This window comes from Allobosea sp. GW821-FHT12C12 (assembly GCF_058807355.1).
In genome coordinates this window covers 157,729-173,334 of the sequence record NZ_JBXAQP010000004.1, presented here as the reverse complement: position 1 = coordinate 173,334, position 15,606 = coordinate 157,729, and the positions used below count along the sequence as shown (strand labels likewise).

At 67.5% G+C, this 15,606-nt stretch carries 15 protein-coding genes; 10 read left to right on the top strand and 5 right to left on the bottom strand.

Features of this window, described 5'->3' with window-relative positions:
• Positions 1 to 14: 14 nt before the first annotated feature.
• From AC1RRW_RS07535 to AC1RRW_RS07495, 9 genes are all read left to right on the top strand, one after another.
• On the top strand, positions 15 to 1,004 hold the full coding sequence (locus AC1RRW_RS07535; RefSeq protein ID WP_492900027.1) for an ABC transporter ATP-binding protein: 990 nt from the start codon (positions 15 to 17) through the stop codon (positions 1,002 to 1,004).
• On the top strand, positions 1,001 to 2,047 hold the full coding sequence (locus tag AC1RRW_RS07530; protein ID WP_492900025.1) for an ABC transporter ATP-binding protein: 1,047 nt from the start codon (positions 1,001 to 1,003) through the stop codon (positions 2,045 to 2,047). Before AC1RRW_RS07535 ends, AC1RRW_RS07530 begins: the two co-directional genes overlap by 4 nt.
• Positions 2,048 to 2,078: 31 nt before the next feature.
• Positions 2,079 to 3,203 carry a diaminopropionate ammonia-lyase gene (locus AC1RRW_RS07525; RefSeq protein WP_492900023.1) on the top strand — a complete coding sequence of 375 codons (1,125 nt, stop codon included), beginning with the start codon at positions 2,079 to 2,081 and terminating at the stop codon, positions 3,201 to 3,203.
• Entirely contained in the window at positions 3,200 to 4,135 is a 936-nt protein-coding gene (locus tag AC1RRW_RS07520; protein WP_492900022.1) for an N-carbamoyl-D-amino-acid hydrolase, read from the top strand. Before AC1RRW_RS07525 ends, AC1RRW_RS07520 begins: the two co-directional genes overlap by 4 nt.
• Positions 4,136 to 4,202: 67 nt before the next feature.
• On the top strand, positions 4,203 to 4,451 hold the full coding sequence (gene vapB / locus AC1RRW_RS07515; protein ID WP_492900021.1) for a type II toxin-antitoxin system VapB family antitoxin: 249 nt from the start codon (positions 4,203 to 4,205) through the stop codon (positions 4,449 to 4,451).
• A complete protein-coding gene (vapC, locus tag AC1RRW_RS07510; protein WP_492900020.1) occupies positions 4,451 to 4,849 on the top strand; it encodes a type II toxin-antitoxin system tRNA(fMet)-specific endonuclease VapC in 399 nt (132 codons plus the stop codon). The genes vapB and vapC overlap by 1 nt, the downstream gene beginning before the upstream one ends.
• Before the next feature lie 58 nt (positions 4,850 to 4,907).
• Positions 4,908 to 6,068 carry an amidohydrolase/deacetylase family metallohydrolase gene (locus AC1RRW_RS07505; protein WP_492900018.1) on the top strand — a complete coding sequence of 387 codons (1,161 nt, stop codon included), beginning with the start codon at positions 4,908 to 4,910 and terminating at the stop codon, positions 6,066 to 6,068.
• A gap of 149 nt (positions 6,069 to 6,217) precedes the next feature.
• Entirely contained in the window at positions 6,218 to 6,676 is a 459-nt protein-coding gene (locus AC1RRW_RS07500) for a RidA family protein (RefSeq protein ID WP_492900017.1), read from the top strand.
• The gene (locus AC1RRW_RS07495) at positions 6,673 to 7,764 is read left to right on the top strand and encodes an alanine racemase (protein WP_492900016.1); all 1,092 of its coding nucleotides are present in this window, start codon (positions 6,673 to 6,675) and stop codon (positions 7,762 to 7,764) included. Before AC1RRW_RS07500 ends, AC1RRW_RS07495 begins: the two co-directional genes overlap by 4 nt.
• A gap of 9 nt (positions 7,765 to 7,773) precedes the next feature.
• Here AC1RRW_RS07495 and AC1RRW_RS07490 read toward each other — a convergent pair whose 3' ends face one another.
• The 5 genes from AC1RRW_RS07490 to AC1RRW_RS07470 all read right to left on the bottom strand — a co-directional run bounded on the left by AC1RRW_RS07490 (position 7,774) and on the right by AC1RRW_RS07470 (position 14,032).
• Positions 7,774 to 8,502, bottom strand: a complete 729-nt coding sequence (locus AC1RRW_RS07490; RefSeq protein WP_492900015.1) for a DUF1028 domain-containing protein — start codon at positions 8,500 to 8,502, stop codon at positions 7,774 to 7,776.
• A gap of 13 nt (positions 8,503 to 8,515) precedes the next feature.
• A complete protein-coding gene (locus AC1RRW_RS07485) occupies positions 8,516 to 10,315 on the bottom strand; it encodes a gamma-glutamyltransferase family protein (RefSeq protein WP_492900014.1) in 1,800 nt (599 codons plus the stop codon).
• 189 nt (positions 10,316 to 10,504) lie between these two features.
• Positions 10,505 to 11,371 carry an ABC transporter permease gene (locus AC1RRW_RS07480; protein ID WP_492900226.1) on the bottom strand — a complete coding sequence of 289 codons (867 nt, stop codon included), beginning with the start codon at positions 11,369 to 11,371 and terminating at the stop codon, positions 10,505 to 10,507.
• 23 nt (positions 11,372 to 11,394) lie between these two features.
• Positions 11,395 to 12,339 carry an ABC transporter permease gene (locus tag AC1RRW_RS07475; protein ID WP_492900013.1) on the bottom strand — a complete coding sequence of 315 codons (945 nt, stop codon included), beginning with the start codon at positions 12,337 to 12,339 and terminating at the stop codon, positions 11,395 to 11,397.
• Positions 12,340 to 12,526: 187 nt separating this feature from the next.
• Complete coding sequence (locus tag AC1RRW_RS07470; RefSeq protein WP_492900012.1) at positions 12,527 to 14,032, bottom strand: ABC transporter substrate-binding protein; 1,506 nt, start codon at positions 14,030 to 14,032, stop codon at positions 12,527 to 12,529.
• 294 nt (positions 14,033 to 14,326) lie between these two features.
• On the opposite strand from AC1RRW_RS07470, the gene otnK reads away from it, so the two are divergent.
• Complete coding sequence (gene otnK, locus AC1RRW_RS07465; RefSeq protein ID WP_492900011.1) at positions 14,327 to 15,598, top strand: 3-oxo-tetronate kinase; 1,272 nt, start codon at positions 14,327 to 14,329, stop codon at positions 15,596 to 15,598.
• The last annotated feature ends 8 nt before the right edge of the window (positions 15,599 to 15,606 follow it).

The window sequence follows — 15,606 nt, the reverse complement described above, 5'->3', positions numbered from 1 at the left end:
GAAGAACCCCTGACATGGCCCTGCTCGAGATCGACCAGCTCCAGACCCATTTCCGGACGCCCGACGGCATCAACCGTGCGGTCGACGGCGTATCGTTCAAGATCGAGGCCGGGCAGACGCTCGCCGTCGTCGGCGAGTCCGGCTGCGGCAAGTCCGTCACCGCCATGTCGATCCTGCGGCTGATCCCGGAGCCGCCGGGCAGGATGGCCGGCCAGATCCGGTTCCAGGGCAGAAACCTGCTCGACTGCAGCGACGCCGAGATGCGCCAGATCCGCGGCAACGAGATCTCGATGATCTTCCAGGAGCCGATGACGAGCCTCAACCCGGTGCTCACCGTCGGCCGCCAGATCGGCGAGACCCTGCGCCTGCACCAGAAGCTCTCGGCCAACGAGGCGACAGAGCGCGCCGTCGAGATGCTGACGCTGGTCGGCATTCCGGAACCCCGCCGCCGCGTCGCCGAGTATCCGCACCAGCTCTCGGGCGGCATGCGCCAGCGCGTGATGATCGCGATCGCGCTCGCCTGCTCGCCGAAGCTGCTGATCGCCGACGAGCCGACGACGGCGCTCGACGTGACGATCCAGGCTCAGATCCTCGACCTTATGCGCGACCTGAAAGCCCGCGTCGGCGCGGCGATCATGCTGATCACCCATGATCTCGGCGTGGTGGCCGAGGTCGCCGACCAGGTCGTCGTGATGTATGCCGGCCGCAAGGTCGAGGAGGCCCCGGTCGGCGATCTCTTCGCCTCGCCGCGCCATCCCTATACGCAGGGATTGCTCGGCGCGGTGCCAAAACTCGGCTCCTCGCTGACGGGGGCGACCGAGCGTCTCGCCGAGATCCCCGGCCTCGTGCCGAGTCTGAAGAAGAAGATCGACGGCTGCGTCTTCGCCGGCCGCTGCCCGAAGGTGCGGGACGTCTGTCGCCAGCTTGCGCCGGGGCTGGAGCAGAAGGCACCGGGTCACATCGCCGCCTGCCATTTCGCGCCGAAGGAGGCCGTCGCGGCATGACGGGCGAACCGATCCTCCAGGTCAACGACCTCAAGAAACACTACCCGATCCGCGGCGGCTTCTTTTCCGGCGTCACCGCCAACGTCTACGCCGTCGACGGCATCTCCTTTCATATCGACAAGGGCGAGACGCTCTCGCTCGTCGGCGAATCCGGCTGCGGCAAGTCGACCGTCGGCAAGGCGATCCTGCGGCTGTTCCCGATCACGGCCGGCCAGGTCGTGCTCGCCGGCCAGCGCATCGACCAGCTCTCCGCCGGCAAGCTCCGGCCGCTGCGCCAGCGCGTGCAGGTGGTGTTCCAGGACCCGTATTCGAGTTTGAATCCGCGCATGCGGGTGCGCGACATCCTGGCCGAGCCGATGACCAATTTCGGCCTCGCGACCGGCAAGGATGCGATCACCGAGCGCGCCATGAAGCTGATGGACAAGGTCGGCCTGCCGCGCGACGCCGTGCATCGCTGGCCGCACGAGTTCTCCGGCGGCCAGCGCCAGCGTATCGGCATCGCTCGCGCGCTCGCGGCCGAGCCCGAGATCATCATCTGCGACGAGGCGGTTTCCGCGCTCGACGTCTCGGTCAAGGCGCAGATCGTCAACCTGCTCTGCGACCTGCAGAACGAGCTCGGTCTGGCGCTGCTCTTCATCAGCCATGATCTGGCCATCGTCGAGCACATGACCCATCGCGTCGCGGTGATGTATCTCGGCAAGATCGTCGAGATGGGGACCAAGCGGCAGATTTTCGCCGCCCCGCGCCACCCCTACACCAGGGCGCTGCTCTCGGCCGTGCCGGTGCCCGACCCGAAGATCAGGCGCGAGCGCATCCTGCTCAAGGGCGACGTGCCGAGCCCGATCAATCCGCCCAAGGGCTGCCGCTTCAACACGCGCTGCCCCTATGTCTTCGACCGCTGCCGCTCGGAGGAGCCGCCTTTGCGCGCCATGGCGGCGGACCTGAACGACGCGGCTCATGTCGCGGCCTGCCATCTCCACGACCTGCCGCCGACGCAGAACCCGCTCCTGACGCAAGGCGAGCCTGCGCCCGCCGACGCTTGACCGGGCCAAGGCTCGAAGCCGACGATCCGCCATGACCGATTTCGTGCTCAACCCGCATCTCGATCGCTCGGCCGCCTATGGCGACGCGCGCCGCGCCATCCTGTCGCTGGACGCCGCCCGCACGGCCCATGCCGCGATCGCCGGCTGGAGCGGCTATGCGCCGACGCCGCTGCGCGACTTGCCCGCCATCGCCGATCGGCTCGACCTGGCGCAGGTGCTCTACAAGGACGAAAGCGAGCGCTTCGGGCTGAAGAGCTTCAAGGCGCTCGGCGGGGCCTATGCGGTCGACCGGCTGGTCGCGGCCAGGGGCGCGGCGAAAGGCAGCGTCAATCTGACCGTGGCCTGCGCCACCGACGGCAACCATGGCCGCTCGGTCGCCTGGGGCGCGCGCCGGGCTGGCGTCAGGGCGGTGATATACGTCCACGAGACCGTCAGCGAGGGCAGGGCGGAAGCCATCCGCGGCTTCGGCGCGACGGTTGTGCGCGAGGGCCGCACCTATGACGACAGCGTGCGCGCCTGCGCGGAGGCCGCCGCTCGCAATGGCTGGGAGATCGTCTCCGATACTTCATGGCCGGGCTATGAGGATGTGCCCAAGGACGTGATGCAGGGTTATGCCGTGCTGGCCATGGAAGCGGAGGCGCAAGGCGCAAGGCCGACGCATGTCTTCGTGCAGGGCGGCGTCGGCGGGCTGGCGGCCGGCGTGCTGTCGCATCGCTGGGAGAAGCTGGGAGCTGAGCGGCCGGTCCTCGTCGTGGTCGAGCCGGAAAAGGCCGCCTGCCTGTTCGAATCCGCGAAAACCGGCGACGTCACCTCGGTCGGCGGCGATCTCGACACCATCATGGCGGGACTCGCCTGCGGCGAGCCCTCGATCCTGGCCTGGCGCATCCTCAAGCCCGGCGCGGACGCCTTCATGACGATCCCGGATACCGAGGCTGCCGACGCGATGAAGCTGCTGGCGAGCCTCGGCGTGGTCGGCGGCGAATCCGGCGTCGCGGGACTGGCGGGCCTGATCAAGGCTGCCGGCGATCCGCATCCGCGCGCGCAGCTCAAGCTCGACGGAAACTCCCGCGTGCTCTGCTACGGCACCGAGGGCGCGACCGATGCCGAGGTCTACCGCGCCATCGTCGGGCGCGGCGCGGAGGAGGTGGCGAGATGAGCCGCATCCTGACCATCGCCGCCGCCCAGATGGGCCCGATCCAGCGCGAAGAGCCGCGCTCCTCGGCGGTCGCGCGCATGATCGCGCTGATGCGGCAAGCCAAGGCGAATGGCTGTGATCTCGTCGTCTACCCGGAAGCGGCGCTGACCGCCTTCTTCCCGCATTGGTGGATGGAGGACGAGGCCGAGATCGACGGATATTTCGAGGGCGCGATGCCGGGGAACGAGACCGCGCCGCTGTTCGAGGAGGCCCGGCGGCTCGGCGTCGGCTTCCATCTCGGCTATTGCGAACTGGCGCGGGAGGAAGGCCGCAAGCGCCGCTTCAACAGCGCGATCCTGGTCGACAAGGCGGGCGCGATCGTCGGGAAATACCGAAAGATCCATCTGCCGGGCCATCCCGAGCACAGGCCCGATGCCCCGTTCCAGAACCTCGAGAAGCGCTACTTCGAGACCGGAAACCTCGGCTGGCCGGTCTGGCGCACGATGGACGTCAATATCGGCATGATGATCTGCAACGACCGGCGCTGGCCGGAAAGCTATCGCAGCATGGGCCTGCGGGACGTCGAGCTGATCGTGCTCGGCTACAACACGCCCAAGCACAACCCGCCCGCCCCCGACCATGACCGGCTCGGCAACTTCCACAACCAGCTCGTGATGCAGGCGGGCGCCTACCAGAACGCCTGCTGGGTCGTCGGCGTCGCCAAGGCGGGGCTGGAGGCGGGCGTCGACCAGATCGGCGGCTCCTGCATCATCGCGCCGACCGGCGAAGTCGTGGCGCAGGCGGTGACGGAGGGCGACGAACTGGTGATCGCGCGCTGCGACATGGATCTGGGCAAGAGCTACAAGGCCTCGACCTTCAACTTCGCCAGGCACCGCGAGCCGCAGCATTATGGGCTGATCGTCGAGCGCAAAGGTGCGGTGGGGCCGGAATGAGTAAGTCGCGCTTGTCGGCGCAGCGTCTCAGGCATAGTATATCCGTCTTGGATATACGGAGGTGACGATGCTTGCGAGAACCCGGGCGACGACCAAGCTGTTCGTGACCAACAGGACGCAGGCTGTGCGCCTGCCAAAGGAATTCGCCTTTCCTGAAGGCGTCACCGAGGTCGAGATTATCAAGCAGGGCGAAGGGCGGCTCGTGGTCCCGAAGGGCAAGAGCTGGGACGATTTTTTTCAGAACGGTCCGTTCATGGATGAAGATTTCATGAGCGAACGCGTTCAGCCTCAAGATGAGGAACGCAAAGAATTCTGATGCTGGAGTACATGCTCGACACGAATATCTGTATATATGTCATCAAGGGCGACCTGATCCAGCTTAACGATCGGTTCAACGCTGAATCGGCACGCATTTGCATTTCGAGTATCACGCTCGGCGAATTGCAATATGGTGCCGAGAAATCGCAGAACCGCGCAAAGAGCCTACAAACGCTTGAGCGTTTCGCGGAACGCATGCCGATTTTGCCCTTTGACGCTGATGCCGCCTTACATTTTGGAACGCTCCGGGCCGAATTGGAACTTGCCGGAACGCCTTGCGGCCTGTTGGACGTTGAAATCGGCGCCCATGCCCGCAGCCGAGGCCTGATCGTCGTCACCAGCGACCGCCGCGAGTTCGACCGCATGCCAGGCCTGCGCGTCGAGAATTGGGTCTGACGGGCCCGCCCGATATGCTTCCTTCCATCCGATCCTCAGCCGCCCCTCAGGACACGCCATGACCCACGATCTCATTCTCAAGGGCGGCCGGGTTATCGACCCGTCGCAGAAGCATGACGGCGTGCTCGACGTCGCCTTCACCGCCGGCAAGGTTTCCGGCTTCGGCAAGGACCTGAAGGGGGCGAAGGAAACGCGCGACGTCTCCGGCTACATCGTGACGCCAGGCCTGATCGACCTGCACACCCATGTCTACTGGGGCGGCACCTCGCTCGGCATCGACGCCGACGATTTCTGCCGCGCGTCCGGCGTCACCACCTCGGTCGACACCGGCTCGGCCGGCCCCGGCAACTGGCCGGGTTTCCGCAAGCATGTGATCGAGCGCTCGCAGGCGCGCATCCTCGCCTATCTCCACGTCTCCCATGCCGGCATCTACGGCTTCGACCACCGCGTCATGGTCGGCGAGAGCCGCGACATGGCGATGATGAACCCGATCGACTGCGCCGAGGTGGCCGACAGGAACCGCGACCTGATCGTCGGCATCAAGGTCCGCGTCGGCCTTCACGCCTCGGGCGACCAGGGCACGGCGCCGCTCAACATCGCCTTGCAGGTCGCCAACGAGGTCGGCATGCCGCTGATGTGCCATATCGACCATCCGCCGCCTTCTTACGAGGAGGTGGTCGACATGCTGCGTCCCGGCGACGTGCTGACCCACGCCTTCCGCCCCTTTCCGAACGCGCCCGCGACCGCGCAGGGCACGGTGAAGCCCGAGGTGCTCGCCGCCCGCAAGCGCGGCGTCATCTTCGACATCGGCCACGGCAAGGGCTCGTTCTCGTTCAAGACGACGCGAGTCATGCTCGCCAACGGCTTCGAGCCGGACGTGATCTCGTCCGACGTCCACAAGCTCTGCATCGACGGGCCGGCCTACGATCAGGTCACGACCATGTCGAAGTTCCTGGTGATGGGCATGAACCTGGAGAACGTGATCGCGGCCTCGACGGTGAACGCCGCGATGGCGCTGAAGCGGCCGGAATACGGCTCGCTCAAGGTCGGCTCGCTCGGCGACGCGACGATCCTGACGATCAAGGAAGGCAAGTTCGACTATGCCGACGTCACCGGCGAGCACATGACCGGCGACCGCAAGATCGTCTCCGAGGGCGTCGTGCTGAAAGGCGCCTGGTGGCATCCGAAGCGAAGCAACAAGTTCAGGAAGGTGGCCTGAGACTTCGCTCTTGAAATATCGCCGTCATGCTAGGGCTTGTCCCGGGCACCCACGTCTTTTGACCCTCGGCGGCAAAGACGTGGATGGTCGGGACAAGCCCGACCATGACGGGAAAGGCCGTTGCATTCATTCGTCCAAGAGGAACTCCCATGTCCGCCGAACAGAAACTTGCCGAGCTCGGTCTGACCCTTCCCGCCGTCGCGCCGCCGATGGCCAATTACGTCCGCTTCAAGAGAGTCGGCGATCTCGTCTTCCTGTCGGGGCAGGGGCCGCGCAATCCCGACGGCTCGATCCCCAACGGCAAGGTCGGCAAGGAATTCACCACCGGGCAGGCCTACGAGTTCGCGAAGAGCACGGGCCTCGGCCTGCTCGCCGCGATGAAGGAGGCGGCCGGTTCGCTCGACAAGGTCGAGGTGATCAAGCTGCTCGGCATGGTCAACGGCGTGCCGGAATTTGGCGACCAACCCAAGGTGATCAACGGCTGCTCGGACCTGTTCGTGGCGGTGCTCGGCGAGAACGGCCGTCATGCCCGCTCGGCGGTCGGCATGGGCTCGCTGCCCGGCAACATGCCCGTCGAGATCGAGGTGATCGTGCGGGTGCTGCCGTGAGCGCGCTCCGGCATTCAAGCCTGAAGGCCGAGATCGCGCGGGTCCACGGCACGCCTGCCGTCGTGATCGACCTCGACGTGGTCGAGGCCAACATCGCGCGGCTTCAGGCGGTCTGCGACGCCAGGGGCGTCGCCAACCGCCCGCACATCAAGACGCACAAATCGCCGGAGCTGGCCCGCTTGCAGATCGAGGCCGGCGCGCGCGGCATCACCTGCCAGAAGCTCGGCGAGGCCGAGATCATGGCCGATGGCGGCATCGACGACATCATGATCAGCTACAACATCCTGGGCGAGCAGAAGCTCGGCCGGCTCGGCGCCTTGCAGCGGCGCGTCCGCATGATCGTCGCCGCCGACAACCCGGTGACGATCGCGGGCCTGCCGCAGGCGGCGGAGATCGCCGGGCGCGATCTCGAGGTCGTGGTCGAATGCGACACCGGCCGCAAGCGCGCCGGCGTCGAGACGCCGGGCGAGGCGGTCGAACTGGCCAGGCTCATCGCGGCATCGCCCGGCCTGACCTTCGCCGGCTTCCTGATGTATCCGCTCGAGGATGGCTGGGAGCGGACGCAGATCTTCCTCGACACCGCCAATTCCGGCCTGCGCGATGCCGGGCTGGAAGCGGGCATCGTCTCGACCGGCGGCTCGCCCAACATCCCCAATATCGGCAGGCTGAAGGGGGCGACCGAACATCGTGCCGGCACCTCGATCTTCAACGACCGCATGCAGGTCGCCGCGGGGGTCGCCTCGCTCGAAGATTGCGCGCTGACGGTCTACGCCACCGTGGTCAGCCGGGCCGGACCCGAGCGCGGCATCCTCGATTCAGGCTCCAAGACCCTGACCAGCGACACCGGCGGCCTCGACGGCCATGGGCTGATCCTCGAATATCCGGCCGCGCGCATCGCCAAATTCGCCGAGGAGCACGGCTTTCTCGATCTCGCGGCGAGCAACGAGCGGCCCCATGTCGGCGATGTCGTGCGCGTGGTGCCGAACCATGTCTGCGTCGTGGTCAACATGGTCGACCGGCTGGTGACGGTGCGCGGCGACAGGCTGGTGGGCGAGCTGCCGGTGGCGGCGAGAGGCAGGCTGAGCTGACCGTCCCACTCAGCCTTCGGGATGGCGCGCGTTCCACGCCGCCGCATACTCCGCGCATAATCGGTCCAGTTCCGCCCGGTCCGTGACGCCCGCCGGACGGGCGCGCGAGGGCAGGGCCCTGTCGAACGGCACCGCGCGCTGATGCGCGACGCGCCAGAGCCGGCGCAGTTCAGCCAGCGGGTCGGCGTGATCGTCGATGCGGATGTCGAGGTTCGGCGTCGGGTCGCCGTTCCAGATCCTGATGGCGCAGGACTGTTTGCCGCGCTTGTCGCCGCCGGCCTTCTCGCCGGCTTCGAGCGCGACCAGCAGCCGCTCGTCGAAATCGAGGCCTGAACCCGAGACATAGGCCTTCAGCGTCTGCTCGATGACCTCCGGTCCGGCCAGCATGTTGCCGGCGACCGAGACCTGCGGACCGTCGACCGCCCCGCACCAGTCGATGCAGGCCGCGCCCGTATGGGAGGCGGTCTTGCCGTCGCGGTCGATCAGGTGAAGCTGGCGATGGGCCCGGCCCTCGTCGGCCGCCGTCAGCGTGGCGACGATCTCGACGGCGGAGCGGCCTTCCTGAAGCAGGCGCAGACCGTCGACGCCGTAAAGCGGATTGACGAAAGCCTGGGTCGCGAGCGCGCCGATGCGGCCGCCGCCATAGGGCACGCGCCAGCCGACCGCGAAGGCGCAGGTCGAGACCGCGACGCCATAGGCGCCGGTGGCGGCGTCGCGAGCGACGATTGACCATGTCATGACTGCAAGGCTCCTAGCGGCCGATGGCGTAGGCCTGCATCAGACGCGGGGTCGCGGCCGCGCGCAAGAGCCCGCTGCGGCTTGTCTCGGCAGCGGTCAGCCGGCCGATCGTCCATTCGGGTGCGATCTCGAGTGCGTGCCCGCGCTCCCTCAGATCGGCGATGGCGGCCGCGCCGAGGCTTTCCTCGACGGCGAGATGGCCGGGCCTGGCCTCGCGCGGATAGAAGGAGAGCGGAAAATGCTGCGTGTGGAACAGCGGCATGTCGATCGCCTCCTGCAGGTTGAGGCCGTGATGCACGCGGCGCAGGAACAGCCCCATCTGCCACTGCTCCTGCTGGTCGCCGCCCGGCGTGCCGAAGGCGAGCCGCGGCTCGCCGTTCTCGAAGGCGAGCGTCGGCGACAAGGTGGTGCGCGGCCGTTTCCCCGGCGCGAGCGAGGAGGGCAGGCCGTCTTCCAGCCAGAACATCTGCGCCCGCGAGTTGAGCGGGAAGCCGAGTTCCGGGATCACCGGCGAGGACTGGATCCAGCCGCCCGAGGGGGTCGCCGCGATCATGTTGCCCCATCTGTCGATGACGTCGATATGGACGGTGTCGCCGCGCCGGCCGGCCGCGACCATCGAGGCGATGGTGGGCTCGCCGACGGTCGCTCCGCCGCTTGCCGTTGAGCCGACGATGCGCACGCCCGCGAGCGTGCGCCTGACCTGCTCGTCATGGCCGGCGATCGAGCCGGGGCGCAGTTCGTGCGAGGCCTTTTCGGTGATCAGGTTGCGCCGGCCGCGCGCGTAGTCATCCGAGAGCAGCGTCGCGAAGGGCACCTTCACGAAATCGGGGTCGCCGTAATAGGCCTCGCGGTCGGCGAAGGCGAGTTTGAGCGCCTCCGTGACGGTATGAACGAATTGCGGGCTCGCCGGACCCATCGCGCCGATGTCGATGCCTTCGAGGATCTTCAGCGTCTGCAGGAAGACCGGGCCCTGGCTCCAGGGACCGGCCTTGAAGACCTCCCAGCCGTGATAGCTGACGCTCGCCGGCGTCTCGTAGGTCGGCGTCCAGCGCGCCATGTCGTCGGCGGTCAACAGGCCCTTGTGCCGGCGGCCGGAGGAATCCGTCGCCTCCACGGTGCGGCAGAAGGCGTCCATCGCCTCGGCGACGAAGCCCTTGTACCAGGCGTCGTAGGCGGCCTGGATCTGCGCCTGCCGGTCGGAGCCGGCGGCTTCGGCCTCTCTCAGGACGCGCTTATAGGTCTCGGCGGCGGCGCGGTTGCGGAAGAGCTCGCGGCCTTTCGGCACGTTGCCGCCGGGCAGATACACCGCGCCCGACGTGGTCCACTCGTTGGTGAAGAGGTCGGTCAGGCCGGCGATCGTGTCCGATACGCGCGGCAGCATCGGGTGGCCATTCTCGAAATAGCCGATCGCGGGTTCCAGCACCGCGCGCAGAGGCAGGCGGCCATGGTCGCGCAGCAGCGTCATCCAGCCCCCGAAGGCGCCGGGCACGACGGTGGCGAGCAGGCCCGAGCCCGGCACCATCGCGAGGCCGAGCGCCTTGAAGGCGTCGATGGTGGCGGCCATCGGGGCGGGCCCTTGGCCGCACAGCACTTCGACCTTCTTGGTCTCCGCCGAATAGAACACGGCAGGCATGTCCCCGGCTGGGCCGACGAGATGCGGCTCGACCACCTGCAGCACGAAGGCGGCGGCCGCGCAGGCATCGAAAGCGTTGCCGCCCTTCTCCAGCATCGCCATCCCGGACGCCGAGGCGAGCCAATGCGTCGAGGTGACGACACCGAAGGTGCCGAGGATTTCGGGGCGGGTGGTGAACATCGCGGAAGTCCCTCAAGTCGCGGCAAACGCAAACAAACGTGTTCGTCATCCCGGACAAGCGGCGAAGCCGCGCCGATCCGGAAGCCATTCCAGAACCGCTTCCGGACGGGTTCCGGAACGGGTCCCGGGCCTTCGCCTCGCTAAGCCCGGGATGACGATGGTGGGCAAGAAACGATCAAAAAGGATATCTCAGCCTTCCTTCGGGTCGAGCGCGTCGCGCAAGCCGTCGCCGAGCAGGTTGAAGCCGAGGACCGCCAGAAAGATGGCGACGCCGGGCGCGACCGACATCCACGGCGCCTGGTCCATGAAGTTCTTGGCGACGTTGAGCATCTGGCCCCAGGACGGCGCGGGCGGCTGCTGGCCGAGGCCGAGGAAGGACAGCGACGCCTCCAGGATGATCGCCTGCGCCATGAACAGGGTCGACTGCACCACGATCGGCGACATCGTGTTGGGCAGGACATGGACCAGCATGATGCGCAGGTTGCCGGCCCCGACCGAGCGCGCGCCCTCGACGAAATCCTCGGCCTTGACGCTCATCACCTGCCCGCGCACCAGCCGGATGAAGATCGGCACGGCCGAGAGGCCGATCGCGATCATGGCGTTGGTCAGGGACGGACCGAGGATCGCGGCGAAGGCGATGGCGAGGATCAGGAACGGGCAGGCCAGCATCGCCTCGGTGATGCGCGAGATGACGATGTCGATCCAGCCGCCATACCAGCCGGCGAGCAGGCCGAAGGGGATGCCGATCGCGAGCGCGATCATCACCGAGACGATGCCGGCGAGCAGCGAGGTCTGCGCGCCATGGAACAGCCGCGAGACCTGGTCGCGGCCGAGTTCGTCCGTGCCGAACCAGTAGAGCTCCGAGGGCGGCTTGCGGATGGCGAGGAAGTTCGACTTCAGCGGGTCGGCGAGCGGCAGGAGTGGCGCCAGCACCGCCATCAGCACGAAAAGCAGCACGACCGTGCCGCCGATCAGCGCCGAGCGGTTGCGCAGCAGCTTCGACAGGGTGCTGCGGCGCCGCGCCAGCGGCGTCTCCGTCCGCGCCGCCGCGGTGATGGGTTCGAGGGCGGCGTCGCTCATCAGCCGCTCCTCAGCCGCGGATTGACCAGGACATAGAGGATATCGGCGAGCAGGTTCATCAGGATGAAGCCGATCGCGGTGCAGAGCACGACGCCCTGCACGACGCCGTAGTCGCGGTTGAAGACCGCGTCGACGATCAGCTTGCCGAAGCCCGGAATGGTGAAGACCTGCTCGGTCAGCACCGCGCCGGCGAGCAGTTCGCCGAAGAGCAGCGTCGAGAGCGTGATGATCGGCGCCAGCGCGTTGCGCAGCGCGTGCCGGTTGACGACCGTGTCCTCGTCCAGCCCCTTGGCGCGGGCGGTGCGGACATAATCCGACCGCAGCACCTCCAGCATCGCTGAACGGGTATGGCGCATGATGAAAGCGGCGAGCCCGCCGCCGAGCACGAAGGCCGGCATGATCAGCCGTTCGATCGCGGCCTTCGGATCGACGAAGATCGACTCGTAGCCCGAGGCCGGCAGCCATTGCAGCTCGACCGAGACGACGAGGATCAGCATGATCCCGAGCCAGAAATTCGGGATCGAGAGGCCAGACAGCGCCAGCGCGCTGGCGGAATAGTCGATCGAGGTGCCCTTGTGCCGGGCGGCCAGAATGCCAGCCGGGATGCCGATGCCGATCGCGACGATGATCGAGGCGACGGCAAGCTGGAAGGTCACGGGCAGCTTCTGCGCGATCAGCCCGAGCACGGGCTCGCCGGTGCGCAGCGAGCGGCCGAAATCGCCCTGCGCCACCTGTCCGAGCCAGGCGAAGAACTGGACGAAGATCGGATCGTCCATGCGGTAGATCTCGCGCAGGCGGGCGATCACCTCGGGATCGCGCTCCTCGCCGGCGATGACGAGGAACGGGTCGCCCGGCAGCGCGCGCTGTAGCGCGAACACCATCAGCGACACGAACAACAATGTCGGAATGGAGATCAGGATGCGACGGGTGATGAGGGTCAGCATGCTCTTCTCCCTCCCCCCGCTTGCGGTGGGGAGGGCCGGGGATGGGGGAAGAGTCCAGGCCGTCGCCGCCGGGCTTCGGCGTCGCGCCTTGTTCCGCGCGCCCCCCCATCCCCAGCCCTTCCCCGCCGCGAGCGGGGGGAAGGGGACTGGGCAGCGCTGCATCGCATGCGCGGGACAGGCGCGCCGTTCACTGCCGCTTCAGCCCCGAGAGCCGGATCATGCCGTCGGGATTGATGACGAAACCCTGCATGTTGGAGCGCAGCGCGAAGAACACCGTCTGGTTGTAGAGATAGATGATCGGCAGCTCGTCCTGCAGGTATTTCTGCGCGGCGTCGTAGAGCTTCTTGCGCTCGGCGACGTCGTAGACCGTTCGGGCCTGGTCGAGCAGCCTGTCGACTTCCGCGTTGGCATATTTGCCGTCGTTCTGATTGCCCTTCGAGGTCACGAACTGATGCAGGTTTCCGTCCGGGTCGATCCGGCCGGACCAGCCGATGCGGCTCATCTGGAACTTGCCCTGCTGCTGGTCGCGGAGCTGGCTGGCGAACTCGGTCGACTTGATCTGGACGTCGATGCCGGCCTCCTGCGCCATCGCCTGGATGACCTGCCCGAGCTGGGCGTCGACCGGGTTGTTGGTGACGAAGAGCTCGACCGAGACCTTGGCGGCGCCGGCTTCCTTGAGCAGCGCCTTGGCCTTGTTCACGTCGCGCGCCGGCACCGGGAACTCGGCGCTGACATAGGGGCTGCCCGGATTGAAGGGCTGGATCATCGGCTCGTAGAGCCCCTCGAACACCACCTGGCTCAGCACCTTGCGGTCGATCGAGAGCGAGAGCGCCTGGCGCACCCGCTTGTCCTTGCCCATCGGCTGGTTGGCGGCCTCGCCGTTGGCCGTGTTGATGGTGATGCCCTGATAGCCGATGTTCGCGGTGCTCACGACCTTGAGCGCCCTGTCGCCCTGCGCCGATTTCACGTCGGTCGGGGCGAGACGCTCCAGCATGTCGAGCTCGCCGGAGCGCAGATTGGCGAGCCTGACCGTGGTGTCGGGGATCGAGCGGTAGAGCACCCGGTCGAAATTGTAGTTCTGCGCTTCCCAGTGCTCCTTGAAGCGCTCCAGCACGATGCGGTCGTTCTGCACGCGCTCGACGAACTTGTACGGGCCCGAGCAGACCGGCCTGGCGCCGACATCGGCCGACAGGCTTTTCGGCGAGAGCATCATGCCGGCGCGGTCGGTCAGCTGTGCGAGCAGCGTCGCGTCAGGCCGCTTGAGCTTCAGCGCGATCGTGCTCTTGTCGACCACCTCGATGCTGTCGACCGAGGCGAGCTCCGACTTGCGCAGCGAGTCGGGCAGGGTGCGCGCGCGCTCGAGATTGGCCTTGGCCGCCTCGGCGTCGAAGGGCTCGCCGTCATGGAACTTCGCATCGGTGCGCAGCTTCATCGTCAGCGTCAGCCCATCGGCCGAGAACGACCATTCGGTGGCAAGCCGCGGCGTCAGCTTCAGCTGCGGGTCGATATCGAGCAGCTTGTCGCAAAGCCCCTTGAAGACGATCCTGCCGACGAAGGTGCGCGCCTTGTGCGGGTCGAGCACGTCCGGGTCTTCCTGCAGGCCGATGCGCAGGGTCGAGGGCGTCTGCGCCAAGGCGGGCAGCGCGGCCAGCGTCAGGAAGGTGGCCGAGGCCAGGGCGGTCAAGAGCTTCATCGTGGTCCCCTCTTTGATCTGGGCATGATTCTTGCCGTTTATGGCGAAACCGTCAGGCGATTTCGTTCCAGTCGGCACCAATCTGCAGCAGTTCCGACGCGCCGTCGATGGCGGATGCATCCGGCATGCCGCAGGCGTTTGCGGACGCGCGCCGCAGGCAATCCGGCGGCCATGCCCTGCATCGGCGGAGAGCGTCCTCCACCCTGCCGCACTGTCGCGCATCGTGTCATCTCTGTTATCAGGACGCCGGACACGGCGCCTGGACGCCGCGAGAGCGTGTTTGAAACGGGGCCGATGCCGATGCTGCTGGGTGTGATTGCCGACGACATGACGGGCGCGACCGATGTCGCGCTGATGCTGAACCGGGCCGGTATGCGGACGGTGCAGGTCATCGGAGCGCCCGAGGCAGGGGCCGCGCTGCCGGAGGCCGACGCCGTCGTCGTTGCGCTGAAGTCGCGGACCAACCCCGTTTCCGAGGCGATCGCCGACTCGCTGGCCGCCTGCGAGGCGCTGCTCTCGGCCGGTGCGCGGCAGATCCTGTTCAAATACTGCTCCACCTTCGACTCGACCGCGCAGGGCAATATCGGCCCCGTCGCCGACGCCCTGATGCAGCGGCTCGGCGCGAGAAGCGCGATCATCTGCCCTGCCTTTCCCGCCAATGGCCGCTCGATCTACCAAGGCTATCTCTTCGTCGGTTCCGTGCCGCTTCACGAAAGCTCGATGAAGGACCATCCGCTGACGCCGATGCGCGATGCGAGTCTGGTCAGGCTGATGGCGGCGCAGACGAAAGCCGAGGTCGGGCTCGTCGATTACGCGACGGTTCTCGCCGGGCCGGACGCCGTCAGGGCGCGCATCGCGGCGCTAGCTGCTGAGGGCGTGCGCTACATGGTGACCGACGCCCTGACCAATGCCGACCTGATGGCGCTGGGCGAGGCCGTCGCCGGCGAGACGCTGCTGACCGGCGGTTCCGGCATCGCGATGGGACTGCCGCGGAACTTCCGCAAGGCCGGGCTGCTGCCGGAGCGCGAGGTCGCCACGCGGCTCGGCGCGCCGGCCGGGCGCGCCGGCATCATCTCCGGCAGCTGCTCGACGGCGACGCGTGGCCAGATCAAGGCGGCCGTCGCGGCGGGCTACGCGGCGCTGAAGGTCGATCCGATGGCGCTGGCCTCGGGGCGGCAGAGCGCTGCGACATTGGCCGAATGGGCGCTGGCGCAGCCGCGGGACAAGCCCTTCCTGCTCTATTCGAGCGACGACCCGGCGGAGGTTTCCGCCATCCAGGGCAGGCTCGGCCGCGACAAGGCCGGCGCGACGGTCGAGCACGCCTTCGCCGGGACGGCTGAACTGCTGGCGCAAGGCGGCGTCTCCCGGCTGCTCGTCGCCGGCGGCGAGACCTCCGGCGCGGTCGTGCAGGGGCTCGGCATCCGCACGCTGGAGATCGGCCCCGAGATCGACCCCGGCGTGCCCTGGACCCGCGTCGTCGACGGGCCGGAGATGGTCATCGCGCTGAAGTCCGGAAATTTCGGCGCGCCCGATTTCTTCCTGAAGGCATGGGGCTTGCTGGCCTGAACGGCTGT

Coding starts and splice junctions, on each gene's coding strand:
- AC1RRW_RS07535 (WP_492900027.1), top strand. CDS start 15: ATGGCCCTGCTCGAGATCGACCAGCTCCAGACCCATTTCCGGACGCCC.
- AC1RRW_RS07530 (WP_492900025.1), top strand. CDS start 1,001: ATGACGGGCGAACCGATCCTCCAGGTCAACGACCTCAAGAAACACTAC.
- AC1RRW_RS07525 (WP_492900023.1), top strand. CDS start 2,079: ATGACCGATTTCGTGCTCAACCCGCATCTCGATCGCTCGGCCGCCTAT.
- AC1RRW_RS07520 (WP_492900022.1), top strand. CDS start 3,200: ATGAGCCGCATCCTGACCATCGCCGCCGCCCAGATGGGCCCGATCCAG.
- vapB (WP_492900021.1), top strand. CDS start 4,203: ATGCTTGCGAGAACCCGGGCGACGACCAAGCTGTTCGTGACCAACAGG.
- vapC (WP_492900020.1), top strand. CDS start 4,451: ATGCTGGAGTACATGCTCGACACGAATATCTGTATATATGTCATCAAG.
- AC1RRW_RS07505 (WP_492900018.1), top strand. CDS start 4,908: ATGACCCACGATCTCATTCTCAAGGGCGGCCGGGTTATCGACCCGTCG.
- AC1RRW_RS07500 (WP_492900017.1), top strand. CDS start 6,218: ATGTCCGCCGAACAGAAACTTGCCGAGCTCGGTCTGACCCTTCCCGCC.
- AC1RRW_RS07490 (WP_492900015.1), bottom strand. CDS start 8,502: ATGACATGGTCAATCGTCGCTCGCGACGCCGCCACCGGCGCCTATGGC.
- AC1RRW_RS07485 (WP_492900014.1), bottom strand. CDS start 10,315: ATGTTCACCACCCGCCCCGAAATCCTCGGCACCTTCGGTGTCGTCACC.
- AC1RRW_RS07475 (WP_492900013.1), bottom strand. CDS start 12,339: ATGCTGACCCTCATCACCCGTCGCATCCTGATCTCCATTCCGACATTG.
- AC1RRW_RS07470 (WP_492900012.1), bottom strand. CDS start 14,032: ATGAAGCTCTTGACCGCCCTGGCCTCGGCCACCTTCCTGACGCTGGCC.
- otnK (WP_492900011.1), top strand. CDS start 14,327: ATGCCGATGCTGCTGGGTGTGATTGCCGACGACATGACGGGCGCGACC.